At 60.5% G+C, this 15,809-nt stretch carries 13 protein-coding genes; 4 read left to right on the forward strand and 9 right to left on the reverse strand.

Going from position 1 to position 15,809, the window contains the following annotated elements; translation table 11 throughout:
- Positions 1-54 precede the first annotated feature (54 nt).
- Complete coding sequence (cysK, locus tag RDA78_RS06420) at positions 55-1,014, forward strand: cysteine synthase A (protein WP_434054513.1); 960 nt, start codon at positions 55-57, stop codon at positions 1,012-1,014.
- Between the two features lie 101 nt (positions 1,015-1,115).
- Here the strand turns inward: cysK and RDA78_RS06425 are convergent, their stop codons facing one another.
- The 5 genes from RDA78_RS06425 to RDA78_RS06445 all read right to left on the reverse strand — a co-directional run bounded on the left by RDA78_RS06425 (position 1,116) and on the right by RDA78_RS06445 (position 7,497).
- Entirely contained in the window at positions 1,116-2,915 is a 1,800-nt protein-coding gene (locus RDA78_RS06425) for an NAD(P)/FAD-dependent oxidoreductase (RefSeq protein ID WP_434054514.1), read from the reverse strand.
- A 169-nt stretch (positions 2,916-3,084) separates the two neighbouring features.
- The gene (locus RDA78_RS06430) at positions 3,085-4,833 is read right to left on the reverse strand and encodes a sigma-54-dependent Fis family transcriptional regulator (protein ID WP_434054515.1); all 1,749 of its coding nucleotides are present in this window, start codon (positions 4,831-4,833) and stop codon (positions 3,085-3,087) included.
- A 116-nt stretch (positions 4,834-4,949) separates the two neighbouring features.
- Complete coding sequence (locus RDA78_RS06435; protein ID WP_434054516.1) at positions 4,950-5,543, reverse strand: GNAT family N-acetyltransferase; 594 nt, start codon at positions 5,541-5,543, stop codon at positions 4,950-4,952.
- An 8-nt stretch (positions 5,544-5,551) separates the two neighbouring features.
- Positions 5,552-5,869 (reverse strand): heavy metal-binding domain-containing protein, encoded by a 318-nt coding sequence (locus tag RDA78_RS06440; RefSeq protein WP_434054517.1) that lies wholly within the window; start codon positions 5,867-5,869, stop codon positions 5,552-5,554.
- A gap of 101 nt (positions 5,870-5,970) precedes the next feature.
- Positions 5,971-7,497: a YifB family Mg chelatase-like AAA ATPase gene (locus RDA78_RS06445; protein WP_434054518.1), complete on the reverse strand. Its 1,527-nt coding sequence runs from the start codon at positions 7,495-7,497 to the stop codon at positions 5,971-5,973.
- A 303-nt stretch (positions 7,498-7,800) separates the two neighbouring features.
- Here RDA78_RS06445 and RDA78_RS06450 point away from each other — a divergent pair, with 303 nt between their 5' ends.
- Positions 7,801-8,067 carry a hypothetical protein gene (locus RDA78_RS06450; protein WP_434054519.1) on the forward strand — a complete coding sequence of 89 codons (267 nt, stop codon included), beginning with the start codon at positions 7,801-7,803 and terminating at the stop codon, positions 8,065-8,067.
- Positions 8,068-8,170: 103 nt separating this feature from the next.
- Here RDA78_RS06450 and RDA78_RS06455 read toward each other — a convergent pair whose 3' ends face one another.
- Positions 8,171-8,401 (reverse strand): hypothetical protein, encoded by a 231-nt coding sequence (locus RDA78_RS06455; protein ID WP_434054520.1) that lies wholly within the window; start codon positions 8,399-8,401, stop codon positions 8,171-8,173.
- 288 nt (positions 8,402-8,689) lie between these two features.
- Between RDA78_RS06455 and RDA78_RS06460 the strand changes: the two genes are divergently transcribed.
- Both RDA78_RS06460 and RDA78_RS06465 read left to right on the forward strand, forming a co-directional pair.
- Positions 8,690-9,598: a LysR family transcriptional regulator gene (locus tag RDA78_RS06460; RefSeq protein ID WP_434054521.1), complete on the forward strand. Its 909-nt coding sequence runs from the start codon at positions 8,690-8,692 to the stop codon at positions 9,596-9,598.
- Between the two features lie 136 nt (positions 9,599-9,734).
- The gene (locus tag RDA78_RS06465) at positions 9,735-10,556 is read left to right on the forward strand and encodes a cyclase family protein (RefSeq protein ID WP_434054522.1); all 822 of its coding nucleotides are present in this window, start codon (positions 9,735-9,737) and stop codon (positions 10,554-10,556) included.
- Positions 10,557-11,038: 482 nt separating this feature from the next.
- On the opposite strand, the gene polA is transcribed toward RDA78_RS06465, so the two are convergent.
- From polA to RDA78_RS06480, 3 genes are all read right to left on the reverse strand, one after another.
- Positions 11,039-14,014, reverse strand: a complete 2,976-nt coding sequence (gene polA / locus RDA78_RS06470) for a DNA polymerase I (protein WP_434054523.1) — start codon at positions 14,012-14,014, stop codon at positions 11,039-11,041.
- Between the two features lie 55 nt (positions 14,015-14,069).
- Positions 14,070-15,101 carry an acyltransferase family protein gene (locus RDA78_RS06475; protein ID WP_434054524.1) on the reverse strand — a complete coding sequence of 344 codons (1,032 nt, stop codon included), beginning with the start codon at positions 15,099-15,101 and terminating at the stop codon, positions 14,070-14,072.
- A 121-nt stretch (positions 15,102-15,222) separates the two neighbouring features.
- Complete coding sequence (locus RDA78_RS06480; RefSeq protein WP_434054525.1) at positions 15,223-15,744, reverse strand: FxsA family protein; 522 nt, start codon at positions 15,742-15,744, stop codon at positions 15,223-15,225.
- Positions 15,745-15,809: the final 65 nt, after the last annotated feature.

Consider the following 15,809-nt stretch of genomic DNA (forward strand, 5'->3'; position numbering starts at 1 on the left):
AACCAACTAGGACGGAGTTCAGGACAAGAACAAGTCCGGCAAGGGAGGGGCCGCATGACGAGAACAACGCATGGGCGCGGAAAGATCTATGCCTCGATAACCGACACGATCGGCGACACCCCGATCGTGCGGCTGGACCGGCTCGCAAAAGCACATGGTGTCAGGGGCGACCTTCTCGCCAAGCTGGAATTCTTCAACCCGATTGCCAGCGTCAAGGACCGCATCGGCGTCGCCATGATCGAGGCGATGGAACGGGACGGCCATATCGCACCGGACAGATCAACGCTCATCGAGCCAACGTCCGGCAATACCGGCATCGCGCTCGCCTTCGTGGCCGCCGCCAAGGGATACCGGCTGATCCTCGTGATGCCGGAAACCATGTCGGTGGAACGCCGGAAGATGCTCAGGATACTGGGAGCGGAACTGGAGCTCACCGACGGCGCGCTGGGGATGAAAGGCGCGATCGCCCGTGCGCAGGAACTGCTCGGTGAAATCGACGGCGCGGTGATGCCGCAACAGTTCAACAACCCGGCCAATCCGGACATCCACCGCAACACGACCGCGGAAGAGATCTGGAACGACACGGATGGCAAAATCGATGTGTTCGTCTCGGGCATCGGCACCGGTGGCACGATCACGGGGGTTTCGGACGTGCTCAAGGCGCGGAAACCTGACTTGCATGTCGTCGCGGTTGAACCTGCAGACAGCCCGATCCTCTCGGGAGGAGAGCCCGGCCCGCACAAGATCCAGGGCATCGGCGCCGGGTTCATTCCCGGTGTGCTCGACACGAGCGCCTATGACGAAGTTCGGACGGTTTCCAACGATGACGCTTTTGCCATGGCGCGCGAGGTCGCACGAACCGAGGGAATTCCTGTCGGCATTTCCTCCGGAGCGGCACTCACCGCCGCGATCGGGGTCGGTCAGGGCGAAGACATGGACGGCAAAACCATCGTCGTGATCATCCCTTCTTTCGCAGAACGGTACCTGTCTACAGCGCTTTTCGAAGGGCTTTGAGGGTCCGAAACTCCGGTCGGCAACAAAAAAGACGAGGGGAACACCCTCGCCTTTCATTTTGGTCACCGGACGGCACCGGCGTAGACGAACAGATTATCACGTCAAGAAAGGTGATAAACCTCCTGGCGCCCGTAGACCGGCGTGTCGAGGCCTTCCATCCGGGCTTTCAGCTGTAGAGACAGGAACTGGGAGTAGTGCCGGGACTGGTGCAGGTTGCCGCCGTGGAACCACAGCGCCTGCTGCTGGGTCGGCTTCCACATGTTGCGCTGTTCGCCTTCCCAGGGGCCCGGATCCTTGGTCGTATCGGAGCCCAGGCCCCAGACCTTGCCAACCCGGTCCGCCATTTCCTGGCCCATCAGGTCGGCGACCCAGCCGTTCATCGAGCCATAGCCGGTCGCATAGACGATGACATCCGCTTCCAGCTTGCTGCCGTCGTCCAGCACCACACCGTCTTCGACAAGCTCGGTGACCTGACCGCGTTTCAGCTTGACTTCACCATCGATGATGAGCTGACTTGCGCCGATATCGATGTAGTATCCAGAGCCGCGGCGCAGGTATTTCATGAAGAGGCCGCTGTCATCGTCGCCCCAGTCAAGCCAGAAACCGGCCTTTTCAAGCCCGTCATAAAAGTCCGCATCGCGTTTCTTCATTTCCGCATAGGCGGGAATCTGGAACTGATGGAGAATGCGGTAGGGCAGGGACGCAAAGATGAGATCGGCCTTTTCCGTGGTCATTCCGGCCCGGACGGCCTCTTCGGAATAAAGCGCTCCGAGCCCGACATCCATCAGCGTGTCGGAGCGCACAATATGTGTCGAGGACCGCTGGACCATGGTGACATCGACATCGTTTTCCCAAAGCGCGGCACAGATGTCGTGGGCGGAATTGTTTGAGCCGACAACAACGGCCTTTTTGCCTCGGTAGGCATCCGGTCCCGGATGCTTCGAGGAATGGTGCTGGTCGCCCCGGAAACTGTCCATACCCGGAAATACCGGGACGTTCGCCTTGCCGGACATGCCCGTCGCCATCACCAGCTGTTTCGGGCGCAGGACAACTTCCTCGCCGTCGCGGTCAACGACAATCGTCCACTCACCGGTCGCCTCGTCATAGCTGGCGGACTTGGCGACCGACCGGGTCCAGTAGTTCAGCTCCATGACCTTGGTATACATTTCAAGCCAGTCGCCGATCTTGTCCTTCGGACTGAAGATCGGCCAGTTTTCCGGAAACTTGATGTAGGGAAGGTGGTCGTACCAGACCGGATCGTGGAGGCAGAGGGACTTGTAGCGGTTGCGCCAGCTGTCGCCTGGTCGTTCGTTCTTCTCCACGATGATGGTCGGAACGCCGAGCTGGCGCAGGCGCGCGCCAAGCGCGATGCCGCCCTGGCCGCCACCGATGATCACGCAATAGGGTTGCCTGGAATAGCCGAGTTCCGCGTCTTCCTTCTCGCGCTCTTCCTTCCAGGTGGTGCGATGCTTCCCGGCGCCGTGTTTTGCCCCGAGCGGGCGCTGGAAGCCCTTGGGTTCCTCGTGGCCCTTGAGTTCCACCATGGTTGTCAGCAAGGTCCAGATCTTGTCGTCCTTAAGACGGATGAGACCGAAACAGCGCGCCAGTTTCGTCTCGAACTGGATCCACGCCGTAATCACACCGCCCTCCTCGGTCGGAACTTCGCCTTCCGCGAGCGTCCAATTGCTTGGGCCGATCGCGCCGAGCTGGCTGGTCAGCATATCGCGGACCTGGTCCTTGCCCTCGACGGTTTTGAGGTTCCAGGTGAAGGCGACGAGATCTCGCCAGTAGCAGTCATCCTGAAAAAGATTGACCGCGGCCTCTACATCTCCGGCCGCGAGCGCATCCCCGAAGGACTTGAGAAAGGTCTCGGTCTGGTGGACCAATGGTGTGTCTAGCATTTCATTCCTCCCGTTCATTCATGGAGGAGAGAATTGCAGAGCAGGCAGGTCGTGCGCCACGGCGCGCATGACAATTTGACCGATGACAGGTCACAAATGTGATTTGATGTTGCGCACGCAACAAGGTGCAACGCAGCAAAGTCGTGAAGAGTAGAGGCGCGAAACGCACTCAATTCGGGCGGTTCAGCCCCGCCTTGCGCATCCGGCGCAGCACAGTCGAGCGGTTGACGCCAAGCCGCCGCGCCACCAGGGACATGTTCCCGTCGCAGGCTTCAAGCAGAGCCTCGAGGTCGTCTGCCGGATCGGTTGCCGTGTGCTCCGACATGGCCGGCGGCGGCAGGTCCGGAAGATCAATCACCGAGCCGTCTGTCAGCGCCATGGCGACTTCCAGTGTTGTCGACAGCTCCCGGATGTTGCCGGGCCAATGGCGGCTGTTGAGTTCGGCCCGCGCGGCGGGGGACAGCCGGAAGTCCTTGGGCGAACGCCGCAGCAGACGGTCCGTAAGCCAGTCGAAATCCTTGCGGTGTCTTAGCGGCGGAACGGAAATCAACGCACCGGCAAGCCTGAAATAGAGTTCGGGTCTGATCGCCTTGAGACCGTCCGGATTGTTGTCGTCCTGGCGCGCTGTGGCAACAACCCTCAGGTCGCTGCGCGCTTCCAGGAGTGCCAGCAGGATGGACTGGCCATTGTCGTCCAGGCGTTCGATGCCCCGCAGAAACAGCGTTCCCGCCGCACCGTCCGCGATCGCATCGATCTTCTCCTTGCGCAGATCGGAGCAGCAGAGCGTGTGAAAAGAGCGATTTGCCGGACCGAGAACATGAACAGCCCGGGCAAGGGTTTCCTTGCCGGTCCCGGTTTCACCGGTCAGCAATATCGGAACCTGGGTGGCAGCCAGCTTCTCAACCTTGCCAGCCAGTTGGATCAAAGCCGGATCGGGTCCGCAGAAACTGCGCAAGGGTCCTGACAGTGCGCCCATTGCCTGCGGCCGCGACACGCGGGACGACTGCGGGGCAATCGCATGGCCGTAAAGCCCACGGCCATCGCGCAATCTGAGCACCCGTTCCTCGGTGGGGCGGCCGCGCATGTATTCCGGCAGATCGTCGATCTCCAGGTCCATGTGCATGTCGATCCGGTTGCCGATCAGATCAGAGGCTCCGCCAGGCGCGAGAAACTCCATGGCACCGCGTGTCATGCCGGTGATATGGCCGCCTTCGTCGAGCGCGACGGCCGCTTCGGGATCAACTTCCAGGAATTCCGAGGATGTCGAAAAACGCAGCACCCACTCACGGCGCGTCATCGCCATCAGGTTGGCCATTTCCACGCGGCGGGCGGATGCTTTCACGAGATTCATCGCCAGGTTCTGGCTCGATTTGGGGCTGGGCGAGCGCAAAAGCGAGATATCAAGCACGGCGGCAAGCTTGCCGCTGGTGTCAAAAATCGGTGCGGCGGTGCAGGACAGGGGCGTGTGAGACAGTCCGAAATGATCGCCCTGATGAATAGTGACCGCTTCACCGGTCACGATGCAGGAGCCGACACCGCAGGTGCCCGCAAGATCCTCCGACCAGTCCGAACCGAGGTAAAGACCGGCGCGGCGCAGTTCTTCCTCGAACCGGAGATCGCCAAAGAAATCGACACTGATGCCCTTTGCGTCCGCCAGAAGAAGGACGTAATTGTGGCCGGCAACCTGTTTGAACAGGGTCTGCAGACCGGATCGCGCCGTTGCGATCAGGCGTTCGGACTGTTCCTGGTGTTCTTTGAGCTGCTGCTCGGTGACGACATGCGGTCCGTCCGGCCGTGTCGGGTCCATGCCGTAGGTCTGAACACAGCGCCGCCAGCTTTCAGAGACAAGCTCATCCCTGCCGGTCTCCTGTCCTTTCAGGACCCGGTCGATTTCGCTGACATGTTCGACGTCGCGCATGCCATCCTCCCTCGGCATTGCGCTTGACGATAGCGCGACAAAAGGCGGAGGCACAACATGTTCGAAAGTGCCGGTCGAAGCAGCACGGCCAATCCCTGCCCGTGATGCTTTAAAAATCAGGGTATCGGTTTTTCCATGCGTGTCGCGTAGGAGAACCCGAAAACATGTTTCAGCGGGCCTGTCGTCTGTTTCGAAACAGCGCTGAAACCCATGCGCTCATACAGCGACCGGGCCCTGTCATTGTGGTCGATGACATCAAGGCGAACACGGTTCAGACCGTCTTCAGCGGCTTTGCGGAAGATCGCCTGCAAAAGCGCCGTACCGATACCCCTGCCGCGCGCGGCCTCGCTGACGAAAATTCCGTCCATCAGAAGAGAGCCCGGTTCCGTCTTGCGTTCAAGCAAGTCCAGCAACACTGCGCGCCAGAGACCGCCGAAGCGGCCGTAAGCCGCCGTCATCTGCCGCAACGTACCGGCGACAAAAGCGCCTTTGTCGGTCTTGTAGCCCGCAAGCCCAAGAAGGGTGCCCTCATGCGAAACCGCGCTGAGCGCATAGGCGGGATCGAGCACGTCTTCCAGGAACGTCAACGCCTTTGCCTCCGGCTTCATGACACCTTCCAGCTTTCCGCGAAACGCGGACCAGAAAAGCCTGGCCGCGCGCGATCTCTGGTCCTCAGGAAAACCGGTTTCAATCCTGAAATCGGATGACATGACGGGGGTCAGCGGATCCAGACAGCCGTGCCGGTTGCGCTGACCATGAGCATCGACCCGTTCTGGCCGACCGTTTCATAGTCGAGATCCACCCCGATGACCGCGTTCGCGCCCATCGCCTGGGCCTGCTGGCACATTTCATCAACGGCGATCTTGCGCGCTTTCGCGAGTTCTTCCTCGTAGGCGCCCGAGCGGCCCCCGACGATATCGCGAATACCGGCAAAAAGATCCTTGAAGAGATTGGCGCCCAGAATGGCCTCGCCCGTCACCAGGCCTCTGTAGTCGATATCCTTGCCCTGAATGGTATTCGTCGTCGTGACCAGCATGTGCAGCCTCCCTCGGTTGATGACTTTCAGAGACATGGGGCCATTTGCGCGGATCTTCAATCAGATTCCCGCCTGCGTCCCCGGATTGATGCAGCTTCCTGTCAGGCCGCCCGCCGCGACATGTCCCGGCCGCGGTAGCTCAATGCTTCGGCCAAATGGATGCGGGAAACCGTGTCCTTGCCGTCCAGATCGGCCAGGGTCCGAGCAAGTTTGAGCACCCGGTGATATCCGCGTGCACTCAGCTTCAGCTTTTCGGCAGCATCGCGCAGGAAGGCCAGACCCAATTCGTCCGGCTGCGTCATGGTTTCGACAACCGACGCCGGCGCCTGGGCGTTTGTCCGGCAGATCACGCCAAGATCGAAGAACCGTCTTTCCTGGATGCGGCGTGCCTCGGCAACCCGCGCGGCAACGCTCCCGGAGGGTTCAGCCTCAGCCGAGCCGATGAGGTCAGCCGCGGTCACGGCCGGAACGTCTATCCTGAGATCGATCCGGTCCAGAAACGGTCCTGAAACGCGCGCCTGGTATTCCGCGACACACCGCTCTCCGCGGCGGCACACGTGCCCCGGTTCGCCGGCATTGCCACAGCGGCACGGGTTCATGGCGGCAATCAGTTGAATACGGGCAGGATATGTCACGCGGTGATTGGCGCGGGCGATTACGGCTTCCCCCGTTTCAAGCGGCTGACGCAGACTGTCGAGCACCTGCGGGGTGAATTCGGGCAGTTCATCCAGAAACAGGACACCGTTATGGGCAAGCGAAACCTCCCCCGGTTTTGCCCGGAGGCCGCCGCCGATGAGGGCTGCCATTGACGCGGAATGATGTGGAGAGCGGAAGGGCCGCTTGTCGGTGAGCTTTCCCTCCGCCAATTCACCGGCAAGCGAAGCGATCATAGACACTTCCAGCAGTTCGCGAGGTGTCAGCGGCGGCAGGATGGAGGGCAAGCGGCTTGCCAGCATGGACTTTCCAGATCCGGGCGGACCGGTCATGAGCAGGTTGTGACCGCCCGCAGCGGCGACCTCCAGCGCACGGCGGGCGCTTTCCTGTCCCTTGACCTCGGCGAGATCAGGCAAGGCGCCGGCGTTGCCGTGCAGTTTTGCGGCGGGCCGCGACAGGACCTGCGTCCCCTTGAAATGATTGGCGAGCTGTATCAGCGAGCGAGGGGCAAGAATATCCATGTCCGCATCGGCCCATGCCGCCTCGCCGCCGCTGGCTTCCGGGCAGATCAGCCCCTTGCCGAGCCCGTTTGCACCCATGGCCGCCGGCAGCACACCGGCGACGGGGGCCAGCGTCCCGTCGAGACCCAGCTCTCCGAGTACGGCGTACCCGTCCAGGAATTCACCCGGGATGGCACCGATTGCAGCCATCACGCCCAGCGCAATGGGCAAATCGTAATGCGAGCCTTCCTTGGGAAGATCAGCAGGGGCGAGATTGACGGTGACGCGTTTGGCCGGGAGCGCCAGACCGGATGCGGAAAGCGCCGCGCGGACGCGCTCGCGGCTTTCCGCCACCGCCTTGTCCGGCAAGCCGACGACGTTGAATGCGACCATGCCCGGGCCGACATGAACCTGCACGTCGACAGGAACGGCCTCGATCCCCTGAAAGGCAACCGTCGTGACCCGGCTGACCATGCCCTCTCCTCTACCTGAAGATGCAAGAGGAAGGAAACACAATAACCGCGCCGGTTCAAGAACAAATATGGAACGCCCGGGAACATACTGCGTGTTTGCCGGTCTGACGCGCGAAATCCAGGGCCTCGCATGACCCTGATTGAAGCGCCTGGCGGGTCAGGTGGAGCGGTCAAGTGTGACCCGGCGCACAAAAGCGCAGGGTTTTGACGTTAAGGGAGCGATCCGGTGACAAACGTCACACTGATTTTCTTCCGCATGCCCCATTTCTCACTCAGCGCAACCCGCTTCACAGGAGGAAATGACATGACGTATTTTGATGATCGCGGTGAACACGCCTCTTACGATGGCGACATGGATGACCTGGGTCTGTCGTCCCGCAGGTTTGGTGACGTAGATGCCATCATGGACAATCTGGGTGACGGTTTCCTTGACCAGATTGATCACGATTTCGAAGACGATGACTCCAATGATTTTGAACTCTACCAGGACGACGACTGGTCCGAATACGAAGCCGACGACGCTATCGACTCACTGGAAAGCGACGATCCCTACAACGATGTTGCAATTTAAAGTGCTGTTGAGAGTGTTTGCCCTTGGCGCAGACGCGCCCGCCAAGCATCGGCGACATTCAGCTTATTCGGCCGGAGACGTCCGGACCGAAGGAGCGGTCAATTCAGGACGCGTAGATGCGCAAAGAGCGGCCTGAACCGGAATACCCGGACGCCTCCGCCAGGACCTTGTCGAGATATGCAGGCATCTGAAACGTCTCGCTCATGGACAAGCCGTTGGTTTCCAGCCAATCCGATACGAGCTCGATCATTTTGTCGGGATCTTTTTCGAACATCGCCCTGCAAAGCTCGGTGTCGATCTGAAGTTCGTCGTTCGTCGTGTTTGAAACGATCATGGGTACACCAGTTCACATGTTTTTTGTCTTGGCACGGCATTATAATGCCTGCCGGCATCAATAAAAGCCAGTAGAATGCGGTTATGTGGCCGCGCTCGATCATAATAGGGTGTTATGCCTGTGTTGTTGCAATGCACCGGTTCCAAGCGCCGTCTTCCCGACACGCATCCTCTGTTTCGATTTAAATTTATAGTTGAATTTGTTTGAAATTGCACGTACCTCTTCGGCCATCGTGAGACTTCCTGCCGGCGCCGCCGGCGGACCGGAACACAGGTGGGATAACGCAATTTGACCGTCGGCCGTTTCAACATCGAGTTGCTGGAAGCGTTTGTCGCCGTCGCCGAAACAGGCAACGTGACACTCGCCGGCGGTAAACTGAACCGGACACAGCCATGCGTCAGCACTCAACTCAGGCGATTGGAAGACCGCGTCGGCAAACCGCTGATCGAACGGGCGGCGCGCACGATGGAACTGACGCCTGCGGGCCGCATTCTCTATCAACACGCCAGAGACATCCTAAAGTCCCACGAAGAGGCACGTCTGAGGCTTTCAGCGCCGGAACTCACGGGCACCGTTCATGTCGGATTGCCGGAATGGTCCACGACGGGGCAACTCCAGTCGATTTTCTGTGATTTCGTCCGCATCCATCCAAACGTAAAACTGGAAATGACGGTCGCGGACAGTGCGACGCTGCATGAAAAACTGTCCGGCAACGAACTCAACCTGGCAATTGCCCTCGTGACCCCTTCCAAGCCGGAACCGGCAAGTGTCGTGGAAGAACAACTTCACTGGGCGGCCGGCGAAACCTTCATTCCCGGCGATCCGCTGCCGCTGATCCTGTTCCCCGAACCCTGCCCCTTCCGCGACATTTCCTTTCGCGCTCTCGCCAGCGCCGGCCGCCAGTGGGTTGAGCGCATCACCACCACCAGCGTCGCAGCCGCCCAGGTTGCCGTAACCTCTGGCGCCGGGGTCTGTTGCCTGCCATCGGGAGCCATTCTCGAGGGCTTCAAAATCCTCAGGGAACAGGACGGGTTTCCGGCCCTTCCCGCGACAAGACTGGCCGTTTACACGCCGGCAAAGGCGCAGTCGCCGATTGTGGACTACCTTGAAGACCATCTGAGTGAACTCCTGCAGAATGCTATCCCTTCCCGAACGGTGCTGACTGCCAAGAGCCCGCCGGAGTTGCGGGTGGTTTGACCTCAAAATGAGCTGAATCCACTCATGCGCTCACCGCAGAACGTCCTCCGCCAAGACACGCTTTTGGTTTTTTGACTCGCATTTTCGCTGGTCGAAAGGCAGCATTCCCTTCGGCAAACAACGGGAAGGACATGTCATGTGCGATCTATGCGTCATCAACTCAGTCAAAAACCGCATGCTGTCACGGCGTGATTTCTTCAGAGCGACGGCCGTCGGCGCCGGGCTCGCGGCAACCGCTGCGGCGACAGGCGCCATGCCGGCGATGGCACAGACACCCACCAAGATCGCGGATATGACCCACGAGCTCTACGAGACTTTCCCGACGTTCGGGGGAGAGCAGCAGTTCTTCAAGGAGAAGCTCGTCGATTTCGCGAAGGACGGCTACAATCTCTTCAATCTCACCTACAATGAACACACCGGCACACATATGGATGCGCCCTTGCATTTTTCGGAAGATGGTCAGTCCGTCGCGGAAATCCCGGTCGAAAACCTCGTTGCTCCCTTGTGCATCATCGACATCAAGTCGAAGGCGACAGAGAATGCGGACGCCCAGGTGACGCCGGACGATCTCAAGGCCTGGATCGCGGCCAACGGCGACATTCCGGACGGGGCCTGTGTCGCCATGAATTCCGGATGGGGTGTGCAGGTTCCGACGGACAAATTCCGCAATGCGGACGAGAACGGCGTCATGCATTTCCCCGGATTCCACATTGAAGCCGCCCAGATGCTGATGGAAGAGGCGAATGTCGTTGGTCTCGCCGTCGACACCCTGTCGCTCGACTTCGGCCCCTCGCCCGATTTTGCCGTCCACTATGCCTGGTTACCCAGCAACCGCTGGGGCATCGAATGCATCGCCAACCTGGACACTCTCCCGGCCAGCGGCGCAACCCTGATCGTCGGCGCGCCGAAATTCCGGGGCGGCACCGGCGGGCCATCGCGCGTCATGGCGATGGTTTAGGATACGGACCGGCAATTGAGACCGTTACCCGGTTTCACCTTCGCATTTCCTATCACCTTGCTGTCCCGGGCCTGACCCGGGACCTGCGAATGCTTGAATTTTCCGCGGTTCGCGTGGCGCCAGCCGAGACGGCAGCTTTTTAAGCCTTCCGATCGTCAAACAGGCTTGGCCCCGGATCAGGTCCGGGGCGGCGTTTTCGTTTGCGCGCCGCGTTGGCTAGGTGATGGACCCATAAATGAGGCCGTAATGGTTTGAGGCGGCTTGCTCCTCGTCAAGGCGCGGAAGCGCAGGAAATGTTCCTCATTTTCAAGCCTTTCGCAACGCCGAGGAGGAGCAAACCGGTCAAATCCGAAGGACATGGAAATGGCGTCACCCCGTGGCGTCAGCGTGCTTGACCGGGCAGGAAGCCCGCTCCGCACACCCTTCCTAACTGGATTTCGCTATTTCGCATGCCATTTCAGTCTCATTTATGGGTCCATCACCTAGTGCGCTTCGTCCCAGTTGTCGGCCGCGCGGGCATCGACTTGCAGGGGGACGGACAGCTTCAGCACTGGCTCGCAGGCGTTTTCCATGACATCCCGGATGACCGGCAAGGTGTCGTCGACCTGGGCGTCGGGAACCTCAAAGATCAGTTCGTCATGCACCTGCAGCAGCATCTGTGCGTCGAGCCTGGCGTCCGAGAGGCGGTCTTCCATGCGCACCATGGCGCGGCGCAGGATGTCGGCGGCGGATCCCTGGATCGGAGCGTTGATGGCCGCGCGTTCATAGAAGGAGCGCATGTTAGGGTTCTTGGTGTTCACGTCCGGATAATGCGCCTTGCGGCCGAAGATGGTGTTGACGTAACCGTCGGCATGCACTTTTTTCTTGGTGGCTTCCATGTAGTCGCGGATGCCGGGGAAGCGTTCGAAATAGGTCTTGATGTAATCGCCGGCCTCGCCGCGCGAAATGCCGAGCTGATTGGCGAGACCAAAAGCGGAAATACCGTAGATGATGCCGAAATTGATTGCCTTGGCCTGGCGGCGCACCATCGGATCCATGCCTTCGATCGGCGTGCCGAACATTTCGCTCGCCGTCATGGCGTGAATGTCGAGCCCATCCTCGAACGCTTTTTTCAGTTGCGGAATATCGGCCATATGCGCCAGCACGCGCAGCTCGATCTGGCTGTAGTCGGCGGAGACAAGCTTGTGTCCCTTGGCCGAGATGAAGGCCTGGCGGATCTTGCGGCCTGCCTCGGTCCTCACCGGAATGTTCTGAAGGTTCGGCTCGGACGAGGACAGACGTCCCGTCGTGGTCGCCGCCAGCGCATAGGACGTGTGCACACGGCCCGTTTCCGGGTTGATGTAGCCGGGCAGAGCATCGGAATAGGTGGATTTCAGCTTTGAGAGCTGACGCCAGGCGACGATCTTGGACGGCAGTTCATGACCTTCGGCGGCCAGATCCTCCAGCACCTGGGCAGACGTCGACCATGCGCCGGTCTTGGTTTTCTTGCCGCCCGGGAGACCCATCTTGCCGAACAGGATATCGCCGAGCTGCTTGGGCGAGCCGATGTTGAAGTTTTCACCGGCAAGCTCGTAGATCTCAGATTCCAGCCCGGCCATTCCTTGTGCGAAGTCGCCGGACAGCCGCGACAGCATCTGCCGGTCGACGGAAATGCCGCGTTTTTCCATGCGCGCCAGGACGGGCACCATCGGGCGCTCCAGCATCTCGTAGACGGTTGCCATGCGGTCGCTGGCAAGGCGCGGCTTCAGGATCATCCAGAGGCGCAGGGTCACATCCGCGTCCTCGGCCGCATAGGCGGTCGCCTTGTCGATCGGCACCTTGTCGAAGGTGATCATCGACTTGCCGGAGCCGCAAACCTCCTTGAACGGGATCGGCTTGTGACCGAGCCAGCGTTCCGACAACTCGTCCATGCCGTTGCCGCCCTTGCCGGCGTCAACCGTGTAGGACAGCTGCATGGTGTCGTCCCAGGGGCTGATATCGACCCCGTAGCGGGTCATCACCAGCCAGTCATACTTGAGGTTCTGCGCGATCTTGAGAACAGACCTGTCCTCCAGCATCGGTTTGAGCACTTCAAGCGCATCCTTGAGCGGGATCTGGTCGGGCAGCAGGCCGCCGCCGCCCAGAAGATCACCCTCGCCGTCGACATGGGCGAGCGGCACGTAACAGGCCTTGCCCGGCTCGCAGGACAGCGACAGGCCGACAAGTTCCGCCTGCATGGCGTCGAGGGACGTGGTTTCGGTGTCGAAGGCGACATAGCCTTTTTCGAAGGCAGCGTCGCACCACTCCTTCAGCCGTTCGATCGTCGTCACGGTTTCATAAGCGCCTGAATCGATCGGGATCGCCTTGACGCTTTCCGCGCGCCCATCGGCAACGGTCTGCGGCACCATCACGCCCTCCGGCCCGGCGCCGTCGCCTGCCGCCGCCGGACCGGCAGCGGCCGTTTCCGCACGCTCGACCATGCGGCCTTTCTGGTCGGGCACGTCCCAGCCAGGGACCTGGAAATCCGCCGGCTCGACATTCGCGAGATCGGCTCCGGTTTCCTCCGCGACCCGCTTGGTCAGCGTGCTGAAGCCCATGGCCTTCAGAAACCCGACCGCCTTCGGGCCATCGACGTCGGTGACCGTCAAATGCCCGACCGGCACCTCGACCGGGACATCCTGCTTCAGCGTGACGAGTTCCCTGGAAACACGCGCCTGTTCGGCGAATTCGATCAGGTTTTCCCGGCGCTTGTTCTGCTTAATCGTGTCCGCTCCGGCAAGAAGCGTTTCCAGATCGCCGAACTCGTTGATCAGGAGCGCTGCCGTTTTCAGGCCGATGCCCGGGACGCCCGGAACATTGTCAACGCTGTCGCCGGCAAGCGACTGCACTTCGATGACCTTGTCCGGACCGACACCGAATTTCTCGAACACTTCCGGTTCTCCGAAGACCTTGTTCTTCATCGTGTCGATCATGCCGACCTTCGGACCGATCAACTGCATCAGGTCCTTGTCGCCGGAGACGATGGTCACCTGCGCGCCCATGTCGGCGGCCTGCCGGGCATAGGTCGCGATCAGGTCGTCGGCCTCGAAACCTTCCTGTTCCACGCAGGGCACGGAAAAGGCGCGGGTCGCCTCGCGGATCAGCCCGAATTGCGGGACGAGATCTTCCGGCGGCTCCGGCCGGTTCGCCTTGTACTCCGGATAGATGGCGTTTCGGAACGTCTTTGACGAATGGTCGAAGATCACCGCGAAATGGGTCGGCTCGTCGCCTTCTTCCGGCGTCAGGCCTTCCTGCAACAGCTTCCAGAGCATGTTGCAGAAGCCCGAGACGGCGCCCACCGGCAGGCCGTCGGGCTTGCGTGTCAGCGGCGGCAGCGCGTGGTAGGCACGGAAAATGAAGGTGGAACCATCGACCAGGATAAGGTGGTCGTCAGCGGTGAGGGCGGGGGAGGATTCTTGCGTCGACATGGCGCGGATCATGCCCGCACGCGCGGTCGGAGGAAAGTCCTAAAGGAACAATTCCCGACGTTTCCTGTCACTCCGCCGCTTGCGGTGCGCGCTTTCGCCCGAAGGTGCCGCCGAGATAGGCCCATTCCGGCCGCTTGAACAGGAACCAGCCAAGATTTGTCCTGCGGATCATCCAGTAGAGGATCATCGGGCTGACGCAGGCAACGGCCGTCACGATCAATGACGCCGTACCGATGTCCAGGATGCCGAGTTTCAGGAGGATCACACGCGTCACGCCCATCGGGAAAAAGAACGCCAGGTAGATCACGATGGAATTCTCGCCGAAGTGGCGCAGAAACGCCAGGCTGCCCATCTTTACCAGGAGCGCGCTGGTCAGGATGATGGCGCCGGCGCCGGCCGCGCCCAGCGCAAGCGCAATCAGCGGCAGGTGCGCCCAGCCGAGATAGACCAGGCCGCCGTTCACGACACCCCAACCGATGAGATAGGCGGCGCTCACGCCGATGCGCTCACGCGCCCAGTCGGCGAGCTGGAAAATCTGCGGCGCGAAGATGTAACCGGCGTAGAAATAGACGAAGCGGGAGGCGAATTCGTCAACCAGCAGCAGACCGGTGTGGATCGGCGCGATCTGCAGGAGCCCACCGATTGCCAGCATCAGTTGCCAGGGCACGCGGTAGTCATGCGCAAGTTTGCAGACGACGAAGAAGACCGGCAGCATGTAGATGAACCACAGGGTGCCGAAGGGCTGGATGAAACTCAGGACGTAGAATTCCAGCGTACCCATGGTGCCCATGTCGCCGACGAAGACCGGCGCTTTGACGGCGAACTGGATCGTCATCCAGAGCACGTAGAAATAAGCAAAATGGACGACTTTGCGGTCGAGATAGAGTTTCCAGTCTCTCGTGATCACGTTGGCCAGGAACAGGCCCGATATCAGGAAGAAATCCGGCATTCGGAACGGGGCCGCAAATGCAACAACGGCATGCATCCAGCCGGTTTGACCGGCGGCAGCTTCAACGCCGAGCACCGAGTGCATCATCACGACGAAGATGATGCAGATGCCCTTGGCCGTATCGACCCAGTCGACGCGCGCGGATCCCATGGTTTCAAACCTTCCGTTCCAGGCGGGTTTCACCGCAAACAGAACGTCAGACGTAACCTCAACTGGTAAATATTACGCATACAGCCCGTGTCACGTTTTAGTGACCTTGCGATTTAATGGATCAGGGCTTGGCGTCGTCGGGTCCGTCGCGCCAGGGGCTGATTTTTGGCTGGCCGCTGCCTGACGTCGCGTCGTGGCTGGGTTCGTCTTTCTCGGACCAGTCGCCCTGATCAAGGTCGACAACGTGCTCGTCACGCCGGCCATGGGCCGCGCCGCCCTGTACGATCACAACGTTGGAGCGGGACACGATAAAATTCGCAAGCGCCGAGCGAACGGGCGGAATGAAGAGAAGCAACCCGATCGCGTCGGTCACGAATCCTGGAATAAGCAGCAGAATGCTGGCCAGAACGATCATTGCGCCCTGCATGACCTCGTTGCCCGGAGCGCGCCCGGCGTCAAGCTCGCTCTGCATGCGCATGAGCAGCGAAAGACCCTGCTGGCGCAGCATGATTGTCCCCGCCATGGCCGTAATGACCGTCAGGAGGATGGTCGGCAGCACGCCGATCAGTCCGCCGACCCAGATGAACACCGCAATTTCAATCAGGGGCAGCAAAATGAGCGCCGCAATGATATAAAGTCCCACGGGACCTCCATCGTCTGATAAGTTATTTTAGGTCATAATCTAGACATTCGATCACAGAAATGCGA

It is taken from the genome of Roseibium sp. (assembly GCF_051016195.1).
Classification (GTDB): Bacteria; Pseudomonadota; Alphaproteobacteria; order Rhizobiales; family Stappiaceae; genus Roseibium.

What these genes read in the sequence shown, in the direction of transcription:
- RDA78_RS06430 (WP_434054515.1), bottom strand. Translation starts at nt 4,833, where the DNA reads ATGCGCGACGTCGAACATGTCAGCGAAATCGACCGGGTCCTGAAAGGA.
- RDA78_RS06475 (WP_434054524.1), bottom strand. Translation starts at nt 15,101, where the DNA reads ATGGGATCCGCGCGCGTCGACTGGGTCGATACGGCCAAGGGCATCTGC.
- RDA78_RS06425 (WP_434054514.1), bottom strand. Translation starts at nt 2,915, where the DNA reads ATGCTAGACACACCATTGGTCCACCAGACCGAGACCTTTCTCAAGTCC.
- RDA78_RS06435 (WP_434054516.1), bottom strand. Translation starts at nt 5,543, where the DNA reads ATGTCATCCGATTTCAGGATTGAAACCGGTTTTCCTGAGGACCAGAGA.
- RDA78_RS06455 (WP_434054520.1), bottom strand. Translation starts at nt 8,401, where the DNA reads ATGATCGTTTCAAACACGACGAACGACGAACTTCAGATCGACACCGAG.
- RDA78_RS06450 (WP_434054519.1), top strand. Translation starts at nt 7,801, where the DNA reads ATGACGTATTTTGATGATCGCGGTGAACACGCCTCTTACGATGGCGAC.
- polA (WP_434054523.1), bottom strand. Translation starts at nt 14,014, where the DNA reads ATGATCCGCGCCATGTCGACGCAAGAATCCTCCCCCGCCCTCACCGCT.
- RDA78_RS06440 (WP_434054517.1), bottom strand. Translation starts at nt 5,869, where the DNA reads ATGCTGGTCACGACGACGAATACCATTCAGGGCAAGGATATCGACTAC.
- cysK (WP_434054513.1), top strand. Translation starts at nt 55, where the DNA reads ATGACGAGAACAACGCATGGGCGCGGAAAGATCTATGCCTCGATAACC.
- RDA78_RS06445 (WP_434054518.1), bottom strand. Translation starts at nt 7,497, where the DNA reads ATGGTCAGCCGGGTCACGACGGTTGCCTTTCAGGGGATCGAGGCCGTT.
- RDA78_RS06465 (WP_434054522.1), top strand. Translation starts at nt 9,735, where the DNA reads ATGTGCGATCTATGCGTCATCAACTCAGTCAAAAACCGCATGCTGTCA.